General features: G+C 40.2%; 12 protein-coding genes, 1 tRNA gene and 1 pseudogene. 1 reads left to right on the top strand and 13 read right to left on the bottom strand.

Translation table 11 applies throughout. From position 1 onward, the window contains the following. From Q4489_RS17695 to Q4489_RS17635, 13 genes and pseudogenes are all read right to left on the bottom strand, one after another. A pseudogene (locus Q4489_RS17695) lies at nucleotides 1-78 on the bottom strand (elongation factor Tu); the annotation flags it as partial. A 215-nt stretch (nucleotides 79-293) separates the two neighbouring features. Continuing rightward, nucleotides 294-2,405, bottom strand: a complete 2,112-nt coding sequence (gene fusA / locus Q4489_RS17690; RefSeq protein WP_303483126.1) for an elongation factor G — start codon at nucleotides 2,403-2,405, stop codon at nucleotides 294-296. A gap of 163 nt (nucleotides 2,406-2,568) precedes the next feature. Next, the gene (gene rpsG, locus Q4489_RS17685) at nucleotides 2,569-3,042 is read right to left on the bottom strand and encodes a 30S ribosomal protein S7 (RefSeq protein WP_303483123.1); all 474 of its coding nucleotides are present in this window, start codon (nucleotides 3,040-3,042) and stop codon (nucleotides 2,569-2,571) included. An 84-nt stretch (nucleotides 3,043-3,126) separates the two neighbouring features. Continuing rightward, nucleotides 3,127-3,501: a 30S ribosomal protein S12 gene (gene rpsL / locus Q4489_RS17680; RefSeq protein ID WP_074499547.1), complete on the bottom strand. Its 375-nt coding sequence runs from the start codon at nucleotides 3,499-3,501 to the stop codon at nucleotides 3,127-3,129. Nucleotides 3,502-3,829: 328 nt separating this feature from the next. After that, a complete protein-coding gene (gene rpoC / locus Q4489_RS17675) occupies nucleotides 3,830-8,050 on the bottom strand; it encodes a DNA-directed RNA polymerase subunit beta' (RefSeq protein WP_303483119.1) in 4,221 nt (1,406 codons plus the stop codon). 90 nt (nucleotides 8,051-8,140) lie between these two features. After that, on the bottom strand, nucleotides 8,141-12,169 hold the full coding sequence (gene rpoB, locus Q4489_RS17670; protein ID WP_286271151.1) for a DNA-directed RNA polymerase subunit beta: 4,029 nt from the start codon (nucleotides 12,167-12,169) through the stop codon (nucleotides 8,141-8,143). Nucleotides 12,170-12,453: 284 nt separating this feature from the next. Next, complete coding sequence (gene rplL, locus Q4489_RS17665; RefSeq protein ID WP_074499544.1) at nucleotides 12,454-12,822, bottom strand: 50S ribosomal protein L7/L12; 369 nt, start codon at nucleotides 12,820-12,822, stop codon at nucleotides 12,454-12,456. An 84-nt stretch (nucleotides 12,823-12,906) separates the two neighbouring features. Further along, on the bottom strand, nucleotides 12,907-13,401 hold the full coding sequence (gene rplJ / locus Q4489_RS17660; protein ID WP_303483113.1) for a 50S ribosomal protein L10: 495 nt from the start codon (nucleotides 13,399-13,401) through the stop codon (nucleotides 12,907-12,909). 259 nt (nucleotides 13,402-13,660) lie between these two features. Beyond that, nucleotides 13,661-14,356 (bottom strand): 50S ribosomal protein L1, encoded by a 696-nt coding sequence (gene rplA / locus Q4489_RS17655; protein ID WP_303483112.1) that lies wholly within the window; start codon nucleotides 14,354-14,356, stop codon nucleotides 13,661-13,663. A gap of 2 nt (nucleotides 14,357-14,358) precedes the next feature. Further along, nucleotides 14,359-14,787 carry a 50S ribosomal protein L11 gene (gene rplK / locus Q4489_RS17650; protein WP_074499541.1) on the bottom strand — a complete coding sequence of 143 codons (429 nt, stop codon included), beginning with the start codon at nucleotides 14,785-14,787 and terminating at the stop codon, nucleotides 14,359-14,361. A 367-nt stretch (nucleotides 14,788-15,154) separates the two neighbouring features. Further along, the gene (gene nusG / locus Q4489_RS17645; RefSeq protein ID WP_303483107.1) at nucleotides 15,155-15,733 is read right to left on the bottom strand and encodes a transcription termination/antitermination protein NusG; all 579 of its coding nucleotides are present in this window, start codon (nucleotides 15,731-15,733) and stop codon (nucleotides 15,155-15,157) included. 2 nt (nucleotides 15,734-15,735) lie between these two features. Next, entirely contained in the window at nucleotides 15,736-16,116 is a 381-nt protein-coding gene (gene secE, locus Q4489_RS17640) for a preprotein translocase subunit SecE (RefSeq protein ID WP_303483104.1), read from the bottom strand. A gap of 89 nt (nucleotides 16,117-16,205) precedes the next feature. After that, nucleotides 16,206-16,282 (bottom strand) — tRNA-Trp (locus tag Q4489_RS17635). 507 nt (nucleotides 16,283-16,789) lie between these two features. Between Q4489_RS17635 and Q4489_RS17630 the strand changes: the two genes are divergently transcribed. Then, on the top strand, nucleotides 16,790-17,419 hold the full coding sequence (locus Q4489_RS17630; protein ID WP_303483101.1) for an OmpA family protein: 630 nt from the start codon (nucleotides 16,790-16,792) through the stop codon (nucleotides 17,417-17,419). Nucleotides 17,420-17,821 lie beyond the last annotated feature (402 nt).

Here is a 17,821-nt window from a genome sequence, read left to right as displayed (position 1 = left end):
TGTTTTACCGTGGTCAACGTGACCGATAGTACCAACGTTAACGTGCGGTTTCGAACGTTCAAATTTTTCTTTAGCCATTTTAAAATTACCTTAAAAGAAAGTACTTACATTTAAATTTAATATTTTGTTCTCTCAGCGAGAGTAAAAGACACAAAGTTAAGGTGCTAGATTGTAGGCAAGACGGACGGTCTTGTCAAAAAATGAGCAAACTTTATGTCCTATCACAAACTCACTGGGAGCTTGTCGTATTATGAATAGCCGAAATTCGACTACTCAAATTTCTTATTCAATAACTAAACAACGCCTCCGCGCCCTTCAATAATTGAATTTGCCACCGCTTTAGGTGCCTCTGCATATTGCTTAAACTCCATAGAGTAAGAAGCGCGCCCTTGGGTTGCACTGCGTAAATCTGTTGCATAACCAAACATTTCGGCAAGTGGCACTGAAGCATTTACAACTTTGAGTCCAGCTGGGCCTTCATCCATACCATCAATAATGCCACGGCGGCGATTTAAATCACCTACCACATCACCCATGTTTTCTTCTGGAGTAATAACTTCAACTTTCATCATTGGTTCAAGCATCACAGGGTTTGCTTCTAAAGCCCCTGTTCTGAAACCAATAGAACCAGCTACTTTAAACGCCATCTCATTTGAGTCAACGTCATGGAATGAACCATCATATAGCGTAACTTTTACGTCTAACATCGGGAAGCCAGCAAGAACACCGGCATCCATTTGCTCTTTACAGCCTTTTTCAACGGCAGGAATATATTCTTTAGGTACAGCTCCGCCAACTATTTCGTTAACAAATTCAAAACCTGCACCTTCTTCTTGAGGTTCCATTCTAAGCCAAACATGGCCGTATTGACCTTTACCGCCTGATTGACGAACAAACTTACCTTCCACTTCGACTTCTTTGCGAATTGTTTCTCGGTACGAAACTTGTGGTTTACCTACATTACAATCGACACTAAATTCACGCTTCATACGATCAACGATGATGTCTAAATGTAGTTCACCCATACCAGAAATAATGGTTTGGCCGGTTTCGTCGTCAGTTTCCACTCTAAATGAAGGATCTTCCGCTGCTAGTTTAGAAAGAGCTACACCCATTTTCTCTTGGTCAGCTTTAGTTTTCGGTTCAACGGCTATTGAAATTACTGGTTCAGGAAATTCCATACGTTCTAATGTGATCACATTAGCAGTATCACAAAGCGTATCACCTGTCGTTACATCTTTTAAACCAATCGCGGCCGCAATATCTCCAGCACGAACTTCTTTAATTTCTTTTCGATCGTTCGAGTGCATTTGCACAATACGACCAAAGCGTTCTTTTTTACCTTTTACCGGGTTAAAAACACTATCACCGGTTTTTACCACGCCGGAATACACTCGGAAGAAAGTTAACGTACCAACAAAAGGGTCGGTTGCAATTTTAAACGCTAGGGCAGCAAACGGTGCATTGTCATCTGCTTCACGTGTACCTTCTGATTCTTGCTTGTCGTTATTGATACCTGTAATTGCTTGCACTTCTGTAGGTGAAGGTAAAAATTCAACAACATAATCAAGAACTGCTTGAACACCTTTATTTTTAAAAGCACTACCACAAGCCGTTAACACAACTTCATTAGCCAATGTGCGTTGACGTAGTGCTTGTTTAATTTCTTGCTCAGATAAATCACCTTCTTCAAGGTATTTTTCCATCAATTCATCATTCGCTTCAGCGGCTTCTGAGACTAAGTTTTCACGCCATTCTTCTGCAAGTTCTTGCATATCAGCAGGAATTTCTTCATACGTGAAGGTCATGCCGTGGTCAGCTTCATTCCAATTTATTGCCTTCATTTTTATCAGGTCAACAACACCAGCAAAGTCTTCTTCAGAACCTATCGCCAATTGAATTGGAACAGCGTTTGCGCCTAAGCGATCTTTCATTTGCTGTACAACAGCTAAGAAATCAGCGCCCATTCGGTCCATTTTATTAACGAAAACCATACGCGGAATAGCGTATCGCTCCATTTGACGCCAAACAGTTTCTGTTTGAGGTTGTACCCCAGACGAGCCACATAGTACTAATACAGCACCATCTAACACACGTAATGAACGCTCTACTTCAATAGTAAAATCAACGTGGCCAGGAGTATCTATTATATTGATACGATGCTCATCAAACTGCGCATCCATCCCTTTCCAAAAACATGTAGTAGCCGCAGAAGTAATCGTGATACCACGTTCCTGCTCTTGCTCCATCCAATCCATTGTTGCAGCACCATCATGTACTTCACCAATTTTATGTGAAAGCCCCGTGTAAAAAAGTACACGCTCTGTTGTTGTCGTTTTACCTGCATCTACGTGAGCACAGATACCAATATTTCGGTAACGCTCTATAGGTGTTGTACGAGCCACTAATGTATTCCTCTAATCTTTTTAAGATATATTCAAATAATTTCAAAAATGTAGGTTTTTACTACAAACACTAAAAGTATTTAACTATAGCCTAGTGTAGAAAAGCGTAGTTACCACTTTATGAAAGTAAGCAACTACGCTGTTCATTTTTTTACTATCGTGATTACCAGCGATAGTGAGCGAACGCTTTGTTCGCTTCGGCCATACGGTGAACGTCTTCACGTTTCTTAACCGCTGAACCTTTGCTATCAGATGCATCTAACATCTCGTTAGCAAGGCGTTGAGCCATTGATTTTTCACCACGTTTACGAGCTGCTTCAACTAACCAACGCATGGCTAGCGCATTACGACGAACTGGACGAACTTCTACTGGAACTTGGTAAGTTGAACCACCAACACGACGAGACTTAACTTCCACTTGTGGGCGGATGTTCTCTAAAGCTTCTTCGAAAAGCTCTAAATGTTCTTTCTCAGTGTTTTTCTCAGATAAGATGTCTAATGCACCGTATACGATTCTTTCTGCAACAGCTTTTTTACCATCAACCATAAGAATGTTGATGAATTTTGCTAATAGTTCGTTTCCGAACTTCGGGTCTGGCAATATTTTACGTTGCCCAACGACGCGTCTTCTTGGCATGTTAAATTCTCCGATTTAGCTTCAGGGTATTCCCAAAACAATTAAAAATTAAAAGTTAGTTTGGCCTTACTTGACGGAGAACCGTTAAGATTTAGGGCGCTTAGCACCGTACTTAGAACGGCCTTGTCTACGATCGTTAACACCTGAACAATCAAGTGCGCCACGAACGGTATGATAACGTACACCAGGTAAGTCTTTAACACGACCACCACGGATTAAGATAACGCTATGCTCTTGTAAGTTGTGACCTTCACCACCGATGTAAGAAGTAACTTCGTAGCCGTTAGTTAAACGAACACGAGCAACTTTACGTAGTGCTGAGTTAGGTTTTTTAGGCGTAGTAGTATATACGCGAGTACATACGCCACGACGTTGTGGACAAGCTTGTAACGCTGGAACGTTACTTTTTTGTACTTGTCTGACACGTGGTTTACGTACCAATTGGTTAATAGTTGCCATTATAGCTCCTGATTAATTAAAACATTGTGTTAACAATGGTTTCCACCACTGTTTTCACTCTCTTAAACGTGTAAAATCAACCCTTAAAATCATGAGCTATTTCTAGCGCAGATTAAAAGGTCGCAGAATTCTAAAGGCGTTGTAACGTGCTGTCAAGGAAAACCCGAAAAGGATCAATAATCATTTGTTTGGATCAAATGTTTCTTTTCGTGTTCTACAGGGTCACTTTTTTTATATTAACCCCAGTTTAAGATCTTTTTACGGGCTGATAAAACACAAAAACCGCCTATGTTGCCATGGACGGTTTTAACATAAACGTTGTTAACGATTAATCGTCAGCGTTTCCTGCTTCTAAATCAGCATTCAATGCATCTGTTAATGCTTGCGCTGCTTCATCAGCTGATACAGTTACTTCTTCTTCCACTTCAACGGCACGACTACGCGCACGTTCTTGGTGATAAGCATAACCAGTACCCGCTGGAATCAAGCGACCAACGATAACGTTCTCTTTCAAGCCACGTAGCGTATCTTTCTTACCGCTTACAGCAGCTTCGGTTAATACACGTGTTGTTTCTTGGAACGATGCCGCAGAAATAAATGATTCCGTTGCAAGTGATGCTTTCGTGATACCCATCATTTGAATATCAAATTCAGCTGGCTTTTTACCTGCAGCTTCTAATTCGCGGTTTGCAATGCGCACACGAGCAACTTCAAGTTGTTCACCTTTAAGGAACTCTGAATCACCTGCATCTAAGATCTCACACTTGCGGATCATTTGACGTACGATAACTTCAATGTGCTTATCATTAATTTTTACACCTTGTAAACGATATACATCTTGTACTTCGTTAACAATGTAATTCGCGACCGGAGCAACACCACGTAAACGTAGAATATCATGCGGAGACTCTGGACCATCGGCAATAACTTCACCTTTTTGAACAGATTCACCTTCGAATACGTTAAGTTGACGCCATTTAGGGATCATCTCTTCGTATACAACACCGTCTGGCTGTGTAATCAATAAACGACGTTTACCCTTCGTTTCTTTACCAAAGCCGATAATACCTGTTTTCTCTGCAAGAATAGCAGGTTCTTTAGGTTTACGTGCTTCAAATAAGTCAGCAACGCGTGGAAGACCACCGGTAATATCACGAGTTTTCGAAGACTCTTGAGGAATACGTGCTAACGCATCACCGATATTAACTTCACTGTTATCTTCCAGGTTTACAATTGCGTTACCAGGTAAGAAGTATTGCGCTGGAATATCAGTACCTGCAATCATTACATCGTTACCTTTAGCATCAACTAACTTAACCATTGGGCGCATTTCTTTACCCGCAGAGCTACGTTGGCTAGGATCTGTCACTACGATACTTGATAAACCAGTTAACTCATCTGTTTGACGAGTCATTGTTAAGCCTTCAACGAGGTCAACAAATTTGATGTTACCTTTTACTTCCGTAATGATTGGATGCGTATGCGGATCCCAATTTGCAACCGTTTCGCCAGATTCAATGGCTTCACCATCTGCCTTGCTAAGAACAGTACCGTAAGGCACTTTATAACGTTCACGTTCACGACCTAACTCATCAATGACTGTCAGCTCAGTTGAGCGTGACGTAATAACAATTTTCTTTTCTGAGTTGGTTACGAATTTCGCATTTTGTAACTTCAAAATACCAGTATTCTTCACTTGAACACTGTTTTCAGCTGAAGCTCTTGATGCCGCACCACCAATGTGGAACGTACGCATGGTAAGCTGTGTACCTGGTTCACCGATTGACTGTGCTGCAACAACACCAATGGCTTCACCTTGGTTAATCAAGTGGCCACGTGCAAGGTCACGACCATAACACTGAGCACAAATACCAAAATCAGTAGAACAAGTAATAATAGAGCGTACTTTTACTTGATCAACAGAGTGTTCTTCTAACGTATCACATAATTTTTCATCAATTAATGTGTTACGTGGAAGTAATACGGTTTCTGTACCTGGAATTAATACATCTTCTGCTACTGAACGACCTAATACACGTTCACGTAATGGTTCAACAACATCACCACCTTCAATAAGTGGGGTCATTAAGATACCATCTTCAGTGCCACAATCTGGTTCTGTTACGACTAAATCTTGAGCAACATCAACGAGACGACGTGTTAAGTAACCAGAGTTAGCCGTTTTAAGAGCCGTATCCGCAAGACCTTTACGCGCACCGTGAGTAGAGATGAAGTACTGAAGTACGTTCAAACCTTCGCGGAAGTTTGCGGTAATCGGTGTTTCAATGATTGAACCATCTGGTTTTGCCATTAGACCACGCATACCGGCTAACTGACGTATCTGAGCGGCACTACCACGGGCACCTGAGTCGGCCATCATGTAGATAGAGTTGAAAGAATCTTGTTCTTCCATTTCACCATCACGATTCTTAACTTGCTCTTTCGACAAGTTGTCCATCATTGCTTTAGATACTTTTTCGTTAGCAGATGACCAAATATCGATAACTTTGTTGTACTTCTCACCAGCCGTTACAAGACCTTGATCAAACTGTGTTTGAATTTCAGTAACTTCTTCTTCTGCGCTTTCAATGATAGTGTATTTCTCATCCGGAATTACCATATCATCGATACCAACTGATGCACCAGCAACCATCGCATAATGGAAGCCTGTATACATAATGTGGTCAGCAAAGATTACTGTGTCTTTTAAACCAAGATTACGATATGCATGGTTGATCAAACGCGAAATTGGTTTTTTACCAAGTGGTTGATCAATTAATTCGTACGGTAATCCTCTTGGACATACTTGCCATAAAATGGCACGACCAACCGTTGTATCACGTAACGTTGTTTTAGCAACTAGTTCGCCTTCGTCATTACGAATATGCTCTGTAATACGAATTTTTACACGTGCGTGTAAATCAGCAGCGTCAGTACGATAGGCTTTTTCTGCTTCTTTCGTATCAGAAAATACCATACCTTCGCCAAGTGCATTAACGCGTGAGCGTGTTAGGTAATAAAGACCTAATACAACATCTTGTGAAGGAACAATGATTGGGTCACCGTTAGCAGGTGATAAAACATTGTTCGTAGACATCATCAACGAGCGCGCTTCTAATTGCGCTTCAATCGTTAACGGAACGTGAACAGCCATTTGGTCACCATCGAAGTCAGCGTTATACGCCGCACAAACTAATGGATGTAAATGAATTGCTTTACCTTCAATAAGTACCGGTTCGAATGCTTGGATACCTAATCTATGTAGTGTTGGTGCACGGTTAAGTAGTACAGGGTGTTCACGAATAACTTCGTCTAATACATCCCAAACTTCTGCACCTTCGCGTTCTACGAGTTTTTTCGCTGCTTTAATCGTTGTTGCTAAACCACGTGCTTCTAATTTTCCGTAGATGAATGGCTTGAATAACTCAAGTGCCATTTTCTTAGGAAGACCACATTGATGTAAACGCAACGTTGGACCAACGGTAATTACAGAACGACCAGAATAATCAACACGCTTACCTAGAAGGTTTTGACGGAAACGACCTTGCTTACCTTTAATCATGTCAGCAAGTGATTTCAATGGACGTTTGTTAGAACCTGTAATTGCGCGACCACGACGACCGTTATCTAATAAGGCATCAACTGATTCTTGCAACATACGCTTTTCGTTACGTACGATGATATCTGGTGCAACTAAATCTAGTAGTCTTTTCAAACGGTTATTACGGTTAATTACACGGCGATATAAATCGTTTAAGTCAGACGTTGCAAAACGTCCGCCATCTAACGGAACTAATGGACGTAAATCAGGTGGCAAAATAGGAAGCACAGACATGATCATCCACTCTGGCTTGTTACCTGATTGCGCAAACGCTTCCATTAATTTTAAACGTTTTGTAATTTTCTTGCGCTTAGTTTCACTACCAATTTCTGGTAATTCTTCACGCATTTGTGCAACTTCACCTTCAAGGTCAATTTGCTTTAATAACGCTAAAACAGCTTCAGCACCCATCAGTGCATCAAATTCATCACCGTGTTCTTCAAGCGCATCTAAGTACTCTTCTTCGGTAAGAATTTGGCTTTTTTCTAACGTTGTCATACCTGGCTCAGTGACCACGTATGATTCGAAATATAGTACACGTTCAATATCACGTAATGTCATGTCTAATAAAAGACCAATACGTGAAGGTAATGATTTTAAAAACCAAATATGGGCAACTGGGCTTGCTAGTTCGATATGACCCATACGGTCACGACGAACTTTCGTTAATGTAACTTCAACGCCACATTTTTCACAAATTACACCACGATGTTTTAAACGCTTATACTTACCACAAAGACATTCATAATCTTTTACTGGCCCAAAGATACGCGCACAAAACAAACCATCACGTTCTGGCTTGAACGTACGATAGTTAATTGTTTCTGGCTTTTTCACTTCACCATATGACCAAGAGCGGATCATATCTGACGAAGCTAACCCGATGCGAATACCATCGAATTCTTCAGTTTGATTTTGTTGCTTAAGAAACTTAAGTAAATCTTTCACACTCTATCTCCTGTCGGAGTTAATCTTGAGAAGAAGGTAGTAAAACTACCTTCTTCGCTTACTGATTTGCTCAGCTAAATACTCGACCGATTATTCTTCGTCTAATTCAATGTTAATACCTAACGAGCGGATCTCTTTAAGTAATACATTGAACGACTCAGGAATACCTGGCTCCATACGGTGATCGCCATCAACAAGGTTTTTGTACATTTTAGTACGACCATTTACGTCATCAGACTTAACCGTCAACATTTCTTGTAGGGTATAAGCAGCACCATATGCTTCTAATGCCCATACTTCCATCTCACCGAAACGCTGACCACCGAATTGTGCTTTACCACCCAACGGTTGTTGAGTAACTAAGCTGTATGAACCCGTTGAACGCGCATGCATTTTGTCATCAACTAAGTGATTTAGTTTTAACATGTACATGTAACCAACCGTTACTGGACGCTCAAAGCGGCGACCTGTACGACCATCAGTTAAGTTAAACTGGCCACTTTCTGGCATATCAGCAAGGCGGAACAATTCTTTAATTTCGCCTTCTTGCGCACCATCAAATACCGGTGTAGCAATTGGTAGACCTGCACGAAGATTATCGGCTAAACGCATAATTTCATCATCAGAGAAGTTATCAATATCGACTTCTTGACGAGAATCACCAAGTTCATACACTTCTTTTAAGAAGCTTCTTAACTTCGCAATTTCGCGTTGCTCTTCAAGCATACGGTTAATCTTTTCACCGATACCGCGTGCCGCCATACCTAAGTGAGTTTCTAAGATTTGACCGATGTTCATACGTGAAGGAACACCTAATGGGTTCAATACGATATCAACAGGTACACCATTTTCGTCATATGGCATATCTTCTACAGGCACAACGTTTGAAATTACACCCTTGTTACCATGACGGCCGGCCATTTTATCGCCTGGCTGAATACGACGTTTAACCGCAAGGTATACTTTAACAATTTTAAGTACACCTGGTGCTAAGTCATCACCTTGTGTGATCTTACGACGCTTTATTTCATATTTCTTATCGAAATCAGCTTTAATGTTGTCGTACTGTTCAGCGATTTGCTCTAGTTCAGACTGTTGATCTTCGCTAGCAAGGTTTTGAACTAACCACTTGTCGCGAGACATGCTGTTAAGATCTGATTCGTTAAGACCTGCTGAAAGTAGAAGTTTCTTAGCACGAGCGTAGATACCATCTTCTAAGATAGAAAATTCGTCGCCTAAATCTTTCTTCACTTCTTTAAGCTGCATTTCTTCAATTTCTACAGCACGTTTGTCTTTTTCAACACCGTCACGAGTAAAGATTTGTACATCAATAATGGTACCTGATACAGAGTTAGGTACACGTAATGAACTATCTTTAACGTCAGCTGCTTTTTCACCAAAAATTGCGCGAAGTAGTTTTTCTTCTGGTGTGAGTTGTGTTTCACCTTTTGGCGTTACTTTACCAACTAAGATATCGCCGCCCTTAACTTCAGCACCAATATAGACAACACCTGATTCATCAAGCTTGCTTAATGCTGATTCACCAACATTAGGAATATCAGAAGTAATTTCTTCTGCACCTAATTTAGTATCACGAGCAATACAGCTTAATTCTTGAATATGAATGGTTGTAAAACGATCTTCTTGAACAACACGCTCAGATAACAACATTGAATCCTCAAAGTTGTAACCATTCCAAGGCATGAACGCTAAGCGCATGTTTTGACCAAGTGCTAGCTCACCTAAATCAGTAGATGGACCATCAGCTAATACGTCACCACGAATAACAGGCTCATCTTTACGCACTGTTGGACGTTGGTTAATACACGTATTTTGGTTTGAACGTGTGTATTTGTTTAAGTTATAAATATCAATACCTGCTTCACCAGGTACCATTTCGTCTTCATTAACTTTAACAACAATACGAGAAGCATCTACGTAGTCGATAACACCACCACGTTTGGCAACAGCTGTAACACCTGAATCAACTGCTACTATTTTTTCCATACCAGTACCAACAAGCGGTTTGTCCACTTTTAACGTTGGAACGGCTTGACGTTGCATGTTCGAGCCCATCAAGGCACGGTTAGCATCATCATGTTCTAGGAATGGAATTAACGATGCAGCAACTGACACGATTTGTTGTGGAGATACATCCATGTACTGAATGTGCTCAGCAGCCATTAACGTAAATTCGTTTTTATGGCGACAGTTAACAAGTTCGTCAGTTAGTCTGTTTGAATCATCACGCGCTGCATTTGATTGTGCAATCACGAAGTTACCTTCTTCGATTGCAGATAAATAATCAACGTCGTCTGTAATTAAACCATCAACAACACGGCGATAAGGCGTTTCTAAGAAGCCATAATCGTTTGTGCGTGCATAACAGGATAATGAGTTAATCAAACCGATGTTTGGACCTTCAGGGGTCTCGATTGGACAAACACGGCCATAATGTGTTGGATGTACGTCACGTACTTCAAAACCAGCACGTTCACGTGTTAAACCACCCGGGCCTAATGCAGAAATACGACGCTTATGCGTTACTTCTGAAAGCGGGTTGTTTTGGTCCATAAATTGTGACAATTGTGACGAGCCAAAGAATTCTTTAACCGCTGCCGAAATAGGCTTAGCGTTAATTAAATCTTGTGGCATCACAGCGTCTAAATCACCAAGTGATAAACGCTCACGTACTGCACGCTCAACACGTACAAGACCAACACGGAATTGGTTTTCTGCCATTTCACCTACAGAGCGAATACGACGGTTACCTAGATGATCAATGTCATCTACTTCACCTTTACCATCGCGAATACCGATTAAGGTTTTCATTACCTTAATGATATCTTCTTTCGATAGCGTACCTTCACCCACTTCATCATCAAGACCAACACGACGGTTGAACTTCATACGACCTACTGTTGATAAGTCATAACGCTCTAATGAGAAGAATAAATTAGCAAATAATGCTTCTGCAGCATCTTTCGTTGGTGGCTCGCCTGGGCGCATCATACGATATATTTCAACAAGCGCTTCTAAGCGATTAGATGTTGTATCGATACGTACGGTATCAGACATATATGAACCAACATCAAATTCGTTCATATATAGTGTAGAAATTTGCTTATGACCTGCTTGGCTTAATTCCGCTAATAACTCTAACGTTAATTCAGCATTCGCTTCTGCGATCACTTCACCCGTTGATTCATCAACGTAAGCTTTAGAAAGTACTTTGCCTACGATATAGTCAGCCGGTACTTCAAGCTCAGATACATTTTCTTTTGATAGTGCACGAATATGACGAGCAGTGATACGACGACCTTGTTCAACAAGCACGTCACCATTTGGCATTTTAATGTCAAATATAGCGGTTTCACCACGTAATCTTTCAGGGACAAGTTCCATAATTAACTTGTCGCCTTTAATTTCGTAGCCTGTTGTATCGTAGAAAATATCTAAAATTTCTTCAGTACTAAACTCAAGTGCACGTAATATAATTGATGCCGGTAATTTACGACGACGATCAATTCGTACAAAAAGATTATCTTTAGGATCAAATTCGAAATCTAACCAAGAACCACGATAAGGAATAACACGTGCATTATAAAGCACCTTACCTGAAGAGTGTGTCTTACCTTTATCATGATCGAAAAATACACCAGGTGAACGGTGTAATTGTGAAACAATAACACGTTCAGTACCATTGATGACAAATGTACCGTTATCTGTCATTAATGGGATTTCACCCATATATACTTCTTGTTCTTTGATATCTTTGACAGTACCCGCTGGCGCCTCTTTGTCATAAATGACTAAACGTAATTTTACGCGTAATGGCGCAGAATATGTTACACCACGTATTTGACATTCTTTTACATCAAATAAGGGCTCACCTAATCGGTAACTGACATATTGTAATTCAGAACTACCTGAGTAGGCTTTGATTGGAAAAATAGAACGAAACGCTGCTTCTAAACCGGTTTCGCCTGCCGGATCAACATCAATAAACTTACGAAAAGATCCGAGCTGGATAGATAACAAGAACGGATAATCCATTACTTGCGCGCTTTTACCAAAATCCTTTCGAATTCGTTTCTTCTCAGAATAAGAGTAAACCATGGGGTTCCTCAGCTTGCTGGTTATGGCCGAATCTGCCTAAAAATACCAATTGGACTAAATAATTGATCAAATTTTCTTTTTTTATGACCACTTACCTAATCCAATTGGTATCAGACAGGGTATTGCTGTAATGCTTTCACATTAAATAATGCACTGTTTTCGTTTAAAAAAAAACCTAATTTATTGGCTAATTTAAAAAACGATATTCTTTAGCGCAAAAAGGCCGGTGACGTTTAAATCACCAGCCAGTGCCTTTTCAGGCAAATAATCTGTGATTAAACAGATTACTTAAGTTCAATAGAAGCGCCTGCAGCTTCAAGTTCTTCTTTAAGAGCTTCTGCTTCTGCTTTATCAATGCCTTCTTTGATTGCTTTAGGTGCGCCTTCAACAAGCTCTTTAGCTTCTTTAAGACCTAGACCTGTAGCACCACGTACTGCTTTAATTACGCCAACTTTCTTGTCGCCGAAACTAGTTAAGATTACGTCGAATTCTGTTTGCTCTTCAGCAGCAGCACCACCAGCATCGCCAGCAACAGCTACAGCAGCAGCAGCAGAAACACCGAATTTCTCTTCCATTGCTTCTACTAATTCAACTACGTCCATTACTGACATTTCAGCAATAGCATTTAGGATATCGTCTTTAGAAATAGACATCTTTAATTTCCTGTTTTAATGACAGCCACTTAAAAGGCTGTGTAATAACTATAAATTCAAAAAGCGTATGTTGTATTACAACGATTATGCCGCTTCTTGCTCTTTCTGATCGCGAACTGCAGCAATCGTACGGACAAGCTTGCCAGCCGATGCTTCTTTCATTGCGCTCATTAAGCGTGCAATTGCTTCGTCGTATGTAGGTAACTTAGCAAGTAACTGTACATCTACAACTTCGCCTTCATATGCAGCTGCTTTTAGTTCAAACGCATCGTTTTCTTTTGCGAAATCACTAAAAATACGGGCAGCAGCACCTGGATGCTCGCTAGAAAATGCAATTAATGAAGGACCTACAAAATTGTCTGCAAGACAATCAAACGCAGTACCTTCAACTGCACGGCGGGCTAAAGTGTTACGAACAACTTTCATCCACACACCGTTTTCACGTGCAGTAGCACGTAAAGCAGTAATTGCGTCAACTGTTACACCGCGTGAATCTGCGATAACAGCTGAAAGAGCGCCTTCGGCAGCTTCTTGAACTTCAGCAACAATTGCTTTTTTGTCATCAAGATTGATAGCCATGGGCTTTAACTCCTGGTTCAACCGGATATCCGGTATTAACTTCTCCCCAAGTAAACTTGGGATTTTTTTTACGGCGAAGCCAGAAAATTTAAGGAAATATCTGGGTAATCACCATCTACGCAGGAAAATATTAAGTAACTATCGCTACTCCTACGGTCTTTGACGGGGCTGTTTCCACAGCACCTACCAAAATTTAAGGGGCGAAATTATAGTTGATAATTCGCCCCAAGTAAAGCATGAACCATGCCTTACTGAAAAATTAAAGCGTTAAGCTACCTTGGTCAACTGTTACACCAGCGCCCATAGTAGTTGATACTGAAATTTTCTTAATAAATTGACCTTTAGCATTTGCTGGTTTTGCTTTTTTAAGCGCTTCCAATAATGCTTCTAAGTTTTCTTGTAACTTAGCGTCATCGAAATCAACCTTACCAATCGTAGTATGGATGATGCCGTTTTTGTCGTTACGGTAACGAATTTGACCTGCTTTAGCGTTATTAACCGCTGTTACAACGTCAGGAGTTACAGTACCAACTTTCGGGTTAGGCATAAGGCCACGTGGACCTAAGATTTGACCTAACTGACCAACAACACGCATTGCATCTGGCGTAGCAATAACTACGTCAAAATCCATTTGGCCTGCTTTTACTTGCTCAGCAAGATCATCCATACCTACGATGTCTGCACCAGCTTCTTTAGCTTTGTCAGCGTTTGCGCCCTGAGTAAATACAGCAACACGAACTTCACGACCTGTACCATGTGGTAATACAGTTGCGCCACGAACGTTTTGGTCTGATTTACGAGCGTCAATACCCAAGTTAACAGCTACATCAACGCTTTCTTTGAATTTAGCGGTCGCTAATTCTTTTAAAAGAGCTAATGCTTCGTTGATTTCATAATCTTTTAATACGTCTACTTTTTCACGAATTAGACGAGCGCGCTTTGATAATTTAGTCATGATTAGTCCTCTACCACTAAACCCATTGCACGAGCAGAACCCGCGATAGTACGTACTGCAGCGTCCATAGAACCTGCTGTTAAATCTGGTTCTTTAGTCTTAACAATTTCTTCAAGTTGAGCACGTGTTACCGTACCAACTTTTTCAGTGTTAGGGCGACCTGAACCTGACTTGATGCCAGCCGCTTTCTTAAGTAAATAAGAAGCAGGTGGAGTTTTTGTTTCGAACGTGAAAGAACGGTCGTTGTATACAGTAATGACTACTGGTACTGGAGCGCCTTTTTCTAAAGAGTCTGTTTTTGCGTTAAACGCTTTACAGAATTCCATGATGTTCACACCGTGTTGACCAAGTGCTGGACCAACAGGAGGTGACGGGTTAGCTGCACCAGCAGCTACTTGTAGCTTGATTAAAGCTTCGACTTTTTTAGCCATCTTTAATTACCTTAAATTATGGGTATTATCGCTAGTTCTTCCGAACACTACACCTGACCTAATAGAAGGTAAGTGTTAGCTCCCCGTGGGTTAATAATTTTGCGTTTTTAGTACTAACTTTTGTTTGTACAAATAAAAACGGCAGCGGATTATAAATTAATCACTGGTCAGGTTTCAAGCATTAAATAGTAATTGAACTATAAAAAGCAAAAATGCCCGCAAAAGCGAGCATTTACTATTAAAACTTTGACAAAGTAGAATCGATTTTAGATAAGGCCGTTAAATTGCGAACTTATGAGCGTATATTAATACGTGATTAAGTGAGCAAAGATACCAATGCAGTATAAAAACGATTTACGCAGTCAAACTAGCCTTTTTCAACTTGTGAGAACTCTAGATCTACCGGCGTAGAACGACCAAAGATCAACACCGAGACTTTAATGCGGTTCTTTTCGTAATCAAGCTCTTCAACAACACCATTAAAGTCAGCAAATGGTCCATCAATAACGCGTACCACTTCGCCTGGTTCAAACAGTGTTTTAGGCTTAGGTGCATCAGTTTCTTCAATACGTTGAAGAATACGATCTGCTTCTTTTTGTGTGATCGGCATAGGACGATCTGATGTACCACCAATAAAGCCTAGTACTCGCGGTACACTTTTAACTAAGTGCCATGCTTCTTCATCCATTGCCATTTCGACAAGAACGTAACCAGGGAAGAATTTTCGAGCAGACTTACGCTTTTGACCTGCACGCATTTCCACAACTTCTTCTGTTGGTACTAATATCTGACCAAACTTTTCTTCTAAGCCATGAATTTCAATATGCTCAAGTAATGTTTTTTGCACTCGTGCTTCATAACCAGAAAACGCTTGAACCACATACCAACGCAACTTTGGGTTACTATTTGTGTTCGGTGTTTCTGTTACATTATTTTCTTCAGACATAATTACACCTGTAATCCAGTAATAAAGCCGACAACTTCAAATAGTACGGTATCTAAACCCCACAGCACTAAAGACATAAATAAAGTAGCAACAAGAACGATACCTGTTGTTTGTACAGCTTCTTGACGTGTTGGCCATACAACTTTTCTCGTTTCAGTGCGCGCTTCTTTTGCGAAAATAATCGCATTTCGACCCTTTACTGTTTGAGCAGCAATAAAGCCGGCAACTACAACAGCAGTAACAACAGCAACCGCACGTATTAATACAGACTGATCACCGTATATGTAGTTACCTACAACAGCACCAGCTAAAATGAGTATAACGATTATCCACTTTAATGAATCTAGAGAACCATTTTCTTGGTTTTCTGTACTTGCATTCATAACTTTACCTGTAATATTGTCTGATCCATGATCTTATGTCATATAACATAAGTATGATCTGGGCCTTTTCAAGGGCCACATAAGTAATTTGGCAGGGGTAGAGAGATTCGAACTCCCAACCGTCGGTTTTGGAGACCGCTGTTCTACCAATTGGAACTATACCCCTTTAAAAATATACACTTATCTTGGGTAGGTCTTATTTTGCTTTGGGAAATTAAGAGATACTCAAGAAAAGAGAGGGGTATTATACTGAGTCAATCCATTTACTCAAGTAAATTATTGCTTGTCTATGAAAGTCATTCGTCGTATTTGTTCACTTTATTTACCAAATAAGCTCAATTGATATGAGAAAATTTGCTCAGAACTAAAATAAAGCGGGAATGCTAAAACCATTAAATCACGTTAATACCTTAGCTAGCACAGCACGCACTATCTTTTATGTTACGACTAGAAAAACTACTATCATTGTTCAGCGTCAATTAAGCTTAACATTACCACAATAAGCACAAGTTAATATATGAACAATAAACTTGTTAGTTGCAGACTCTATCACTATGTTTACCTAGTAAAGTTAAAATCATTTTTGTTAAGTCTTTTACTGTGTTATTAGCGAGTTCAGACTTTTTATATTTAACGCATTTAATTATTTTCAATACGGCTATGAGGTTCAAATATGCTAACCAAAAAACTTCTTTTCCCGCTTATTTCTCTATCAATAATCATGTCTGGTTGTGCATCTAACAACACAGAAAAAGGAGCTGCTATTGGTGCTGTTGCTGGGGCAGTCTTAGGTAAATCAACCAGTAACCATAAAGATAAACGATTAGTTTGGGGGGCCGCTATTGGTGCTATTGCAGGCGCTGCAATTGGCAACTATATGGATAAACAAGAAGAAGAATTTAGAGAAGAATTGTCAGGCTCTGGTATTGACGTTGTGCGAGAAGGTGACAATATTCGCTTAGTAATGCCTTCAAACATTACTTTCGCTACCGACCAATCTTATATCTCCAGCGGCTTTCATAACACATTAAATGATATCGCGAAGGTTCTTAATAAGTATGAAAAAACCTTATTAAGTATTGAAGGCCATACGGATAGTACAGGCGCTAGTCAATATAATCAGGAACTCTCTTTAAAAAGAGCCAGTAGCGTTAAAAATTATTTAGTACAAAAAAATATTATGGCATCACGCTTAAAAGTAACTGGATATGGTGAAACGATGCCAATTGCCGATAATAATAGCGCCAGTAACCGCGCTTTAAATCGTCGCGTTGAAATTCAGATCATTCCAAATAAAGCCTAAAATTAATGGGTCAAAAATAAATGGGGTCAGGTGCAATTTAATCGCAAAAAAAGTTGTACCTGACCCCATTTATCTTATAATTTTTGATACTACACCAGCGCCTACTGTACGACTCTAGTAGATCATTAATGATTTATCCTTCGGCCAGAGGCCGGCGGGAAATACTAAAAAATATCCATTGGGATATGTTTCTTTTGGTATTTGATATTTCAGGCGTCCTGCCTTACACCCTTTGGGCCAAACTCATGTTTGTTCAACATTGTTCCTGACAATGTTGTCATCACGGAACACCGCTCAGGTGTCTGAACTTTAAAACAAAAAAGGCCGCAATTGCGACCCTTTTCTTTAATTAGCTTGGCTAATCAAAAATTAATCGATAATTTTTGATACTACGCCTGCGCC

This window comes from Thalassotalea sp. 1_MG-2023 (genome assembly GCF_030546745.1).
In the GTDB taxonomy this organism is placed as follows: Bacteria; Pseudomonadota; Gammaproteobacteria; order Enterobacterales; family Alteromonadaceae; genus Thalassotalea_C.
Note: the sequence above shows the minus strand (reverse complement) of the source record. Positions and strands in the feature narration are given on the sequence as shown.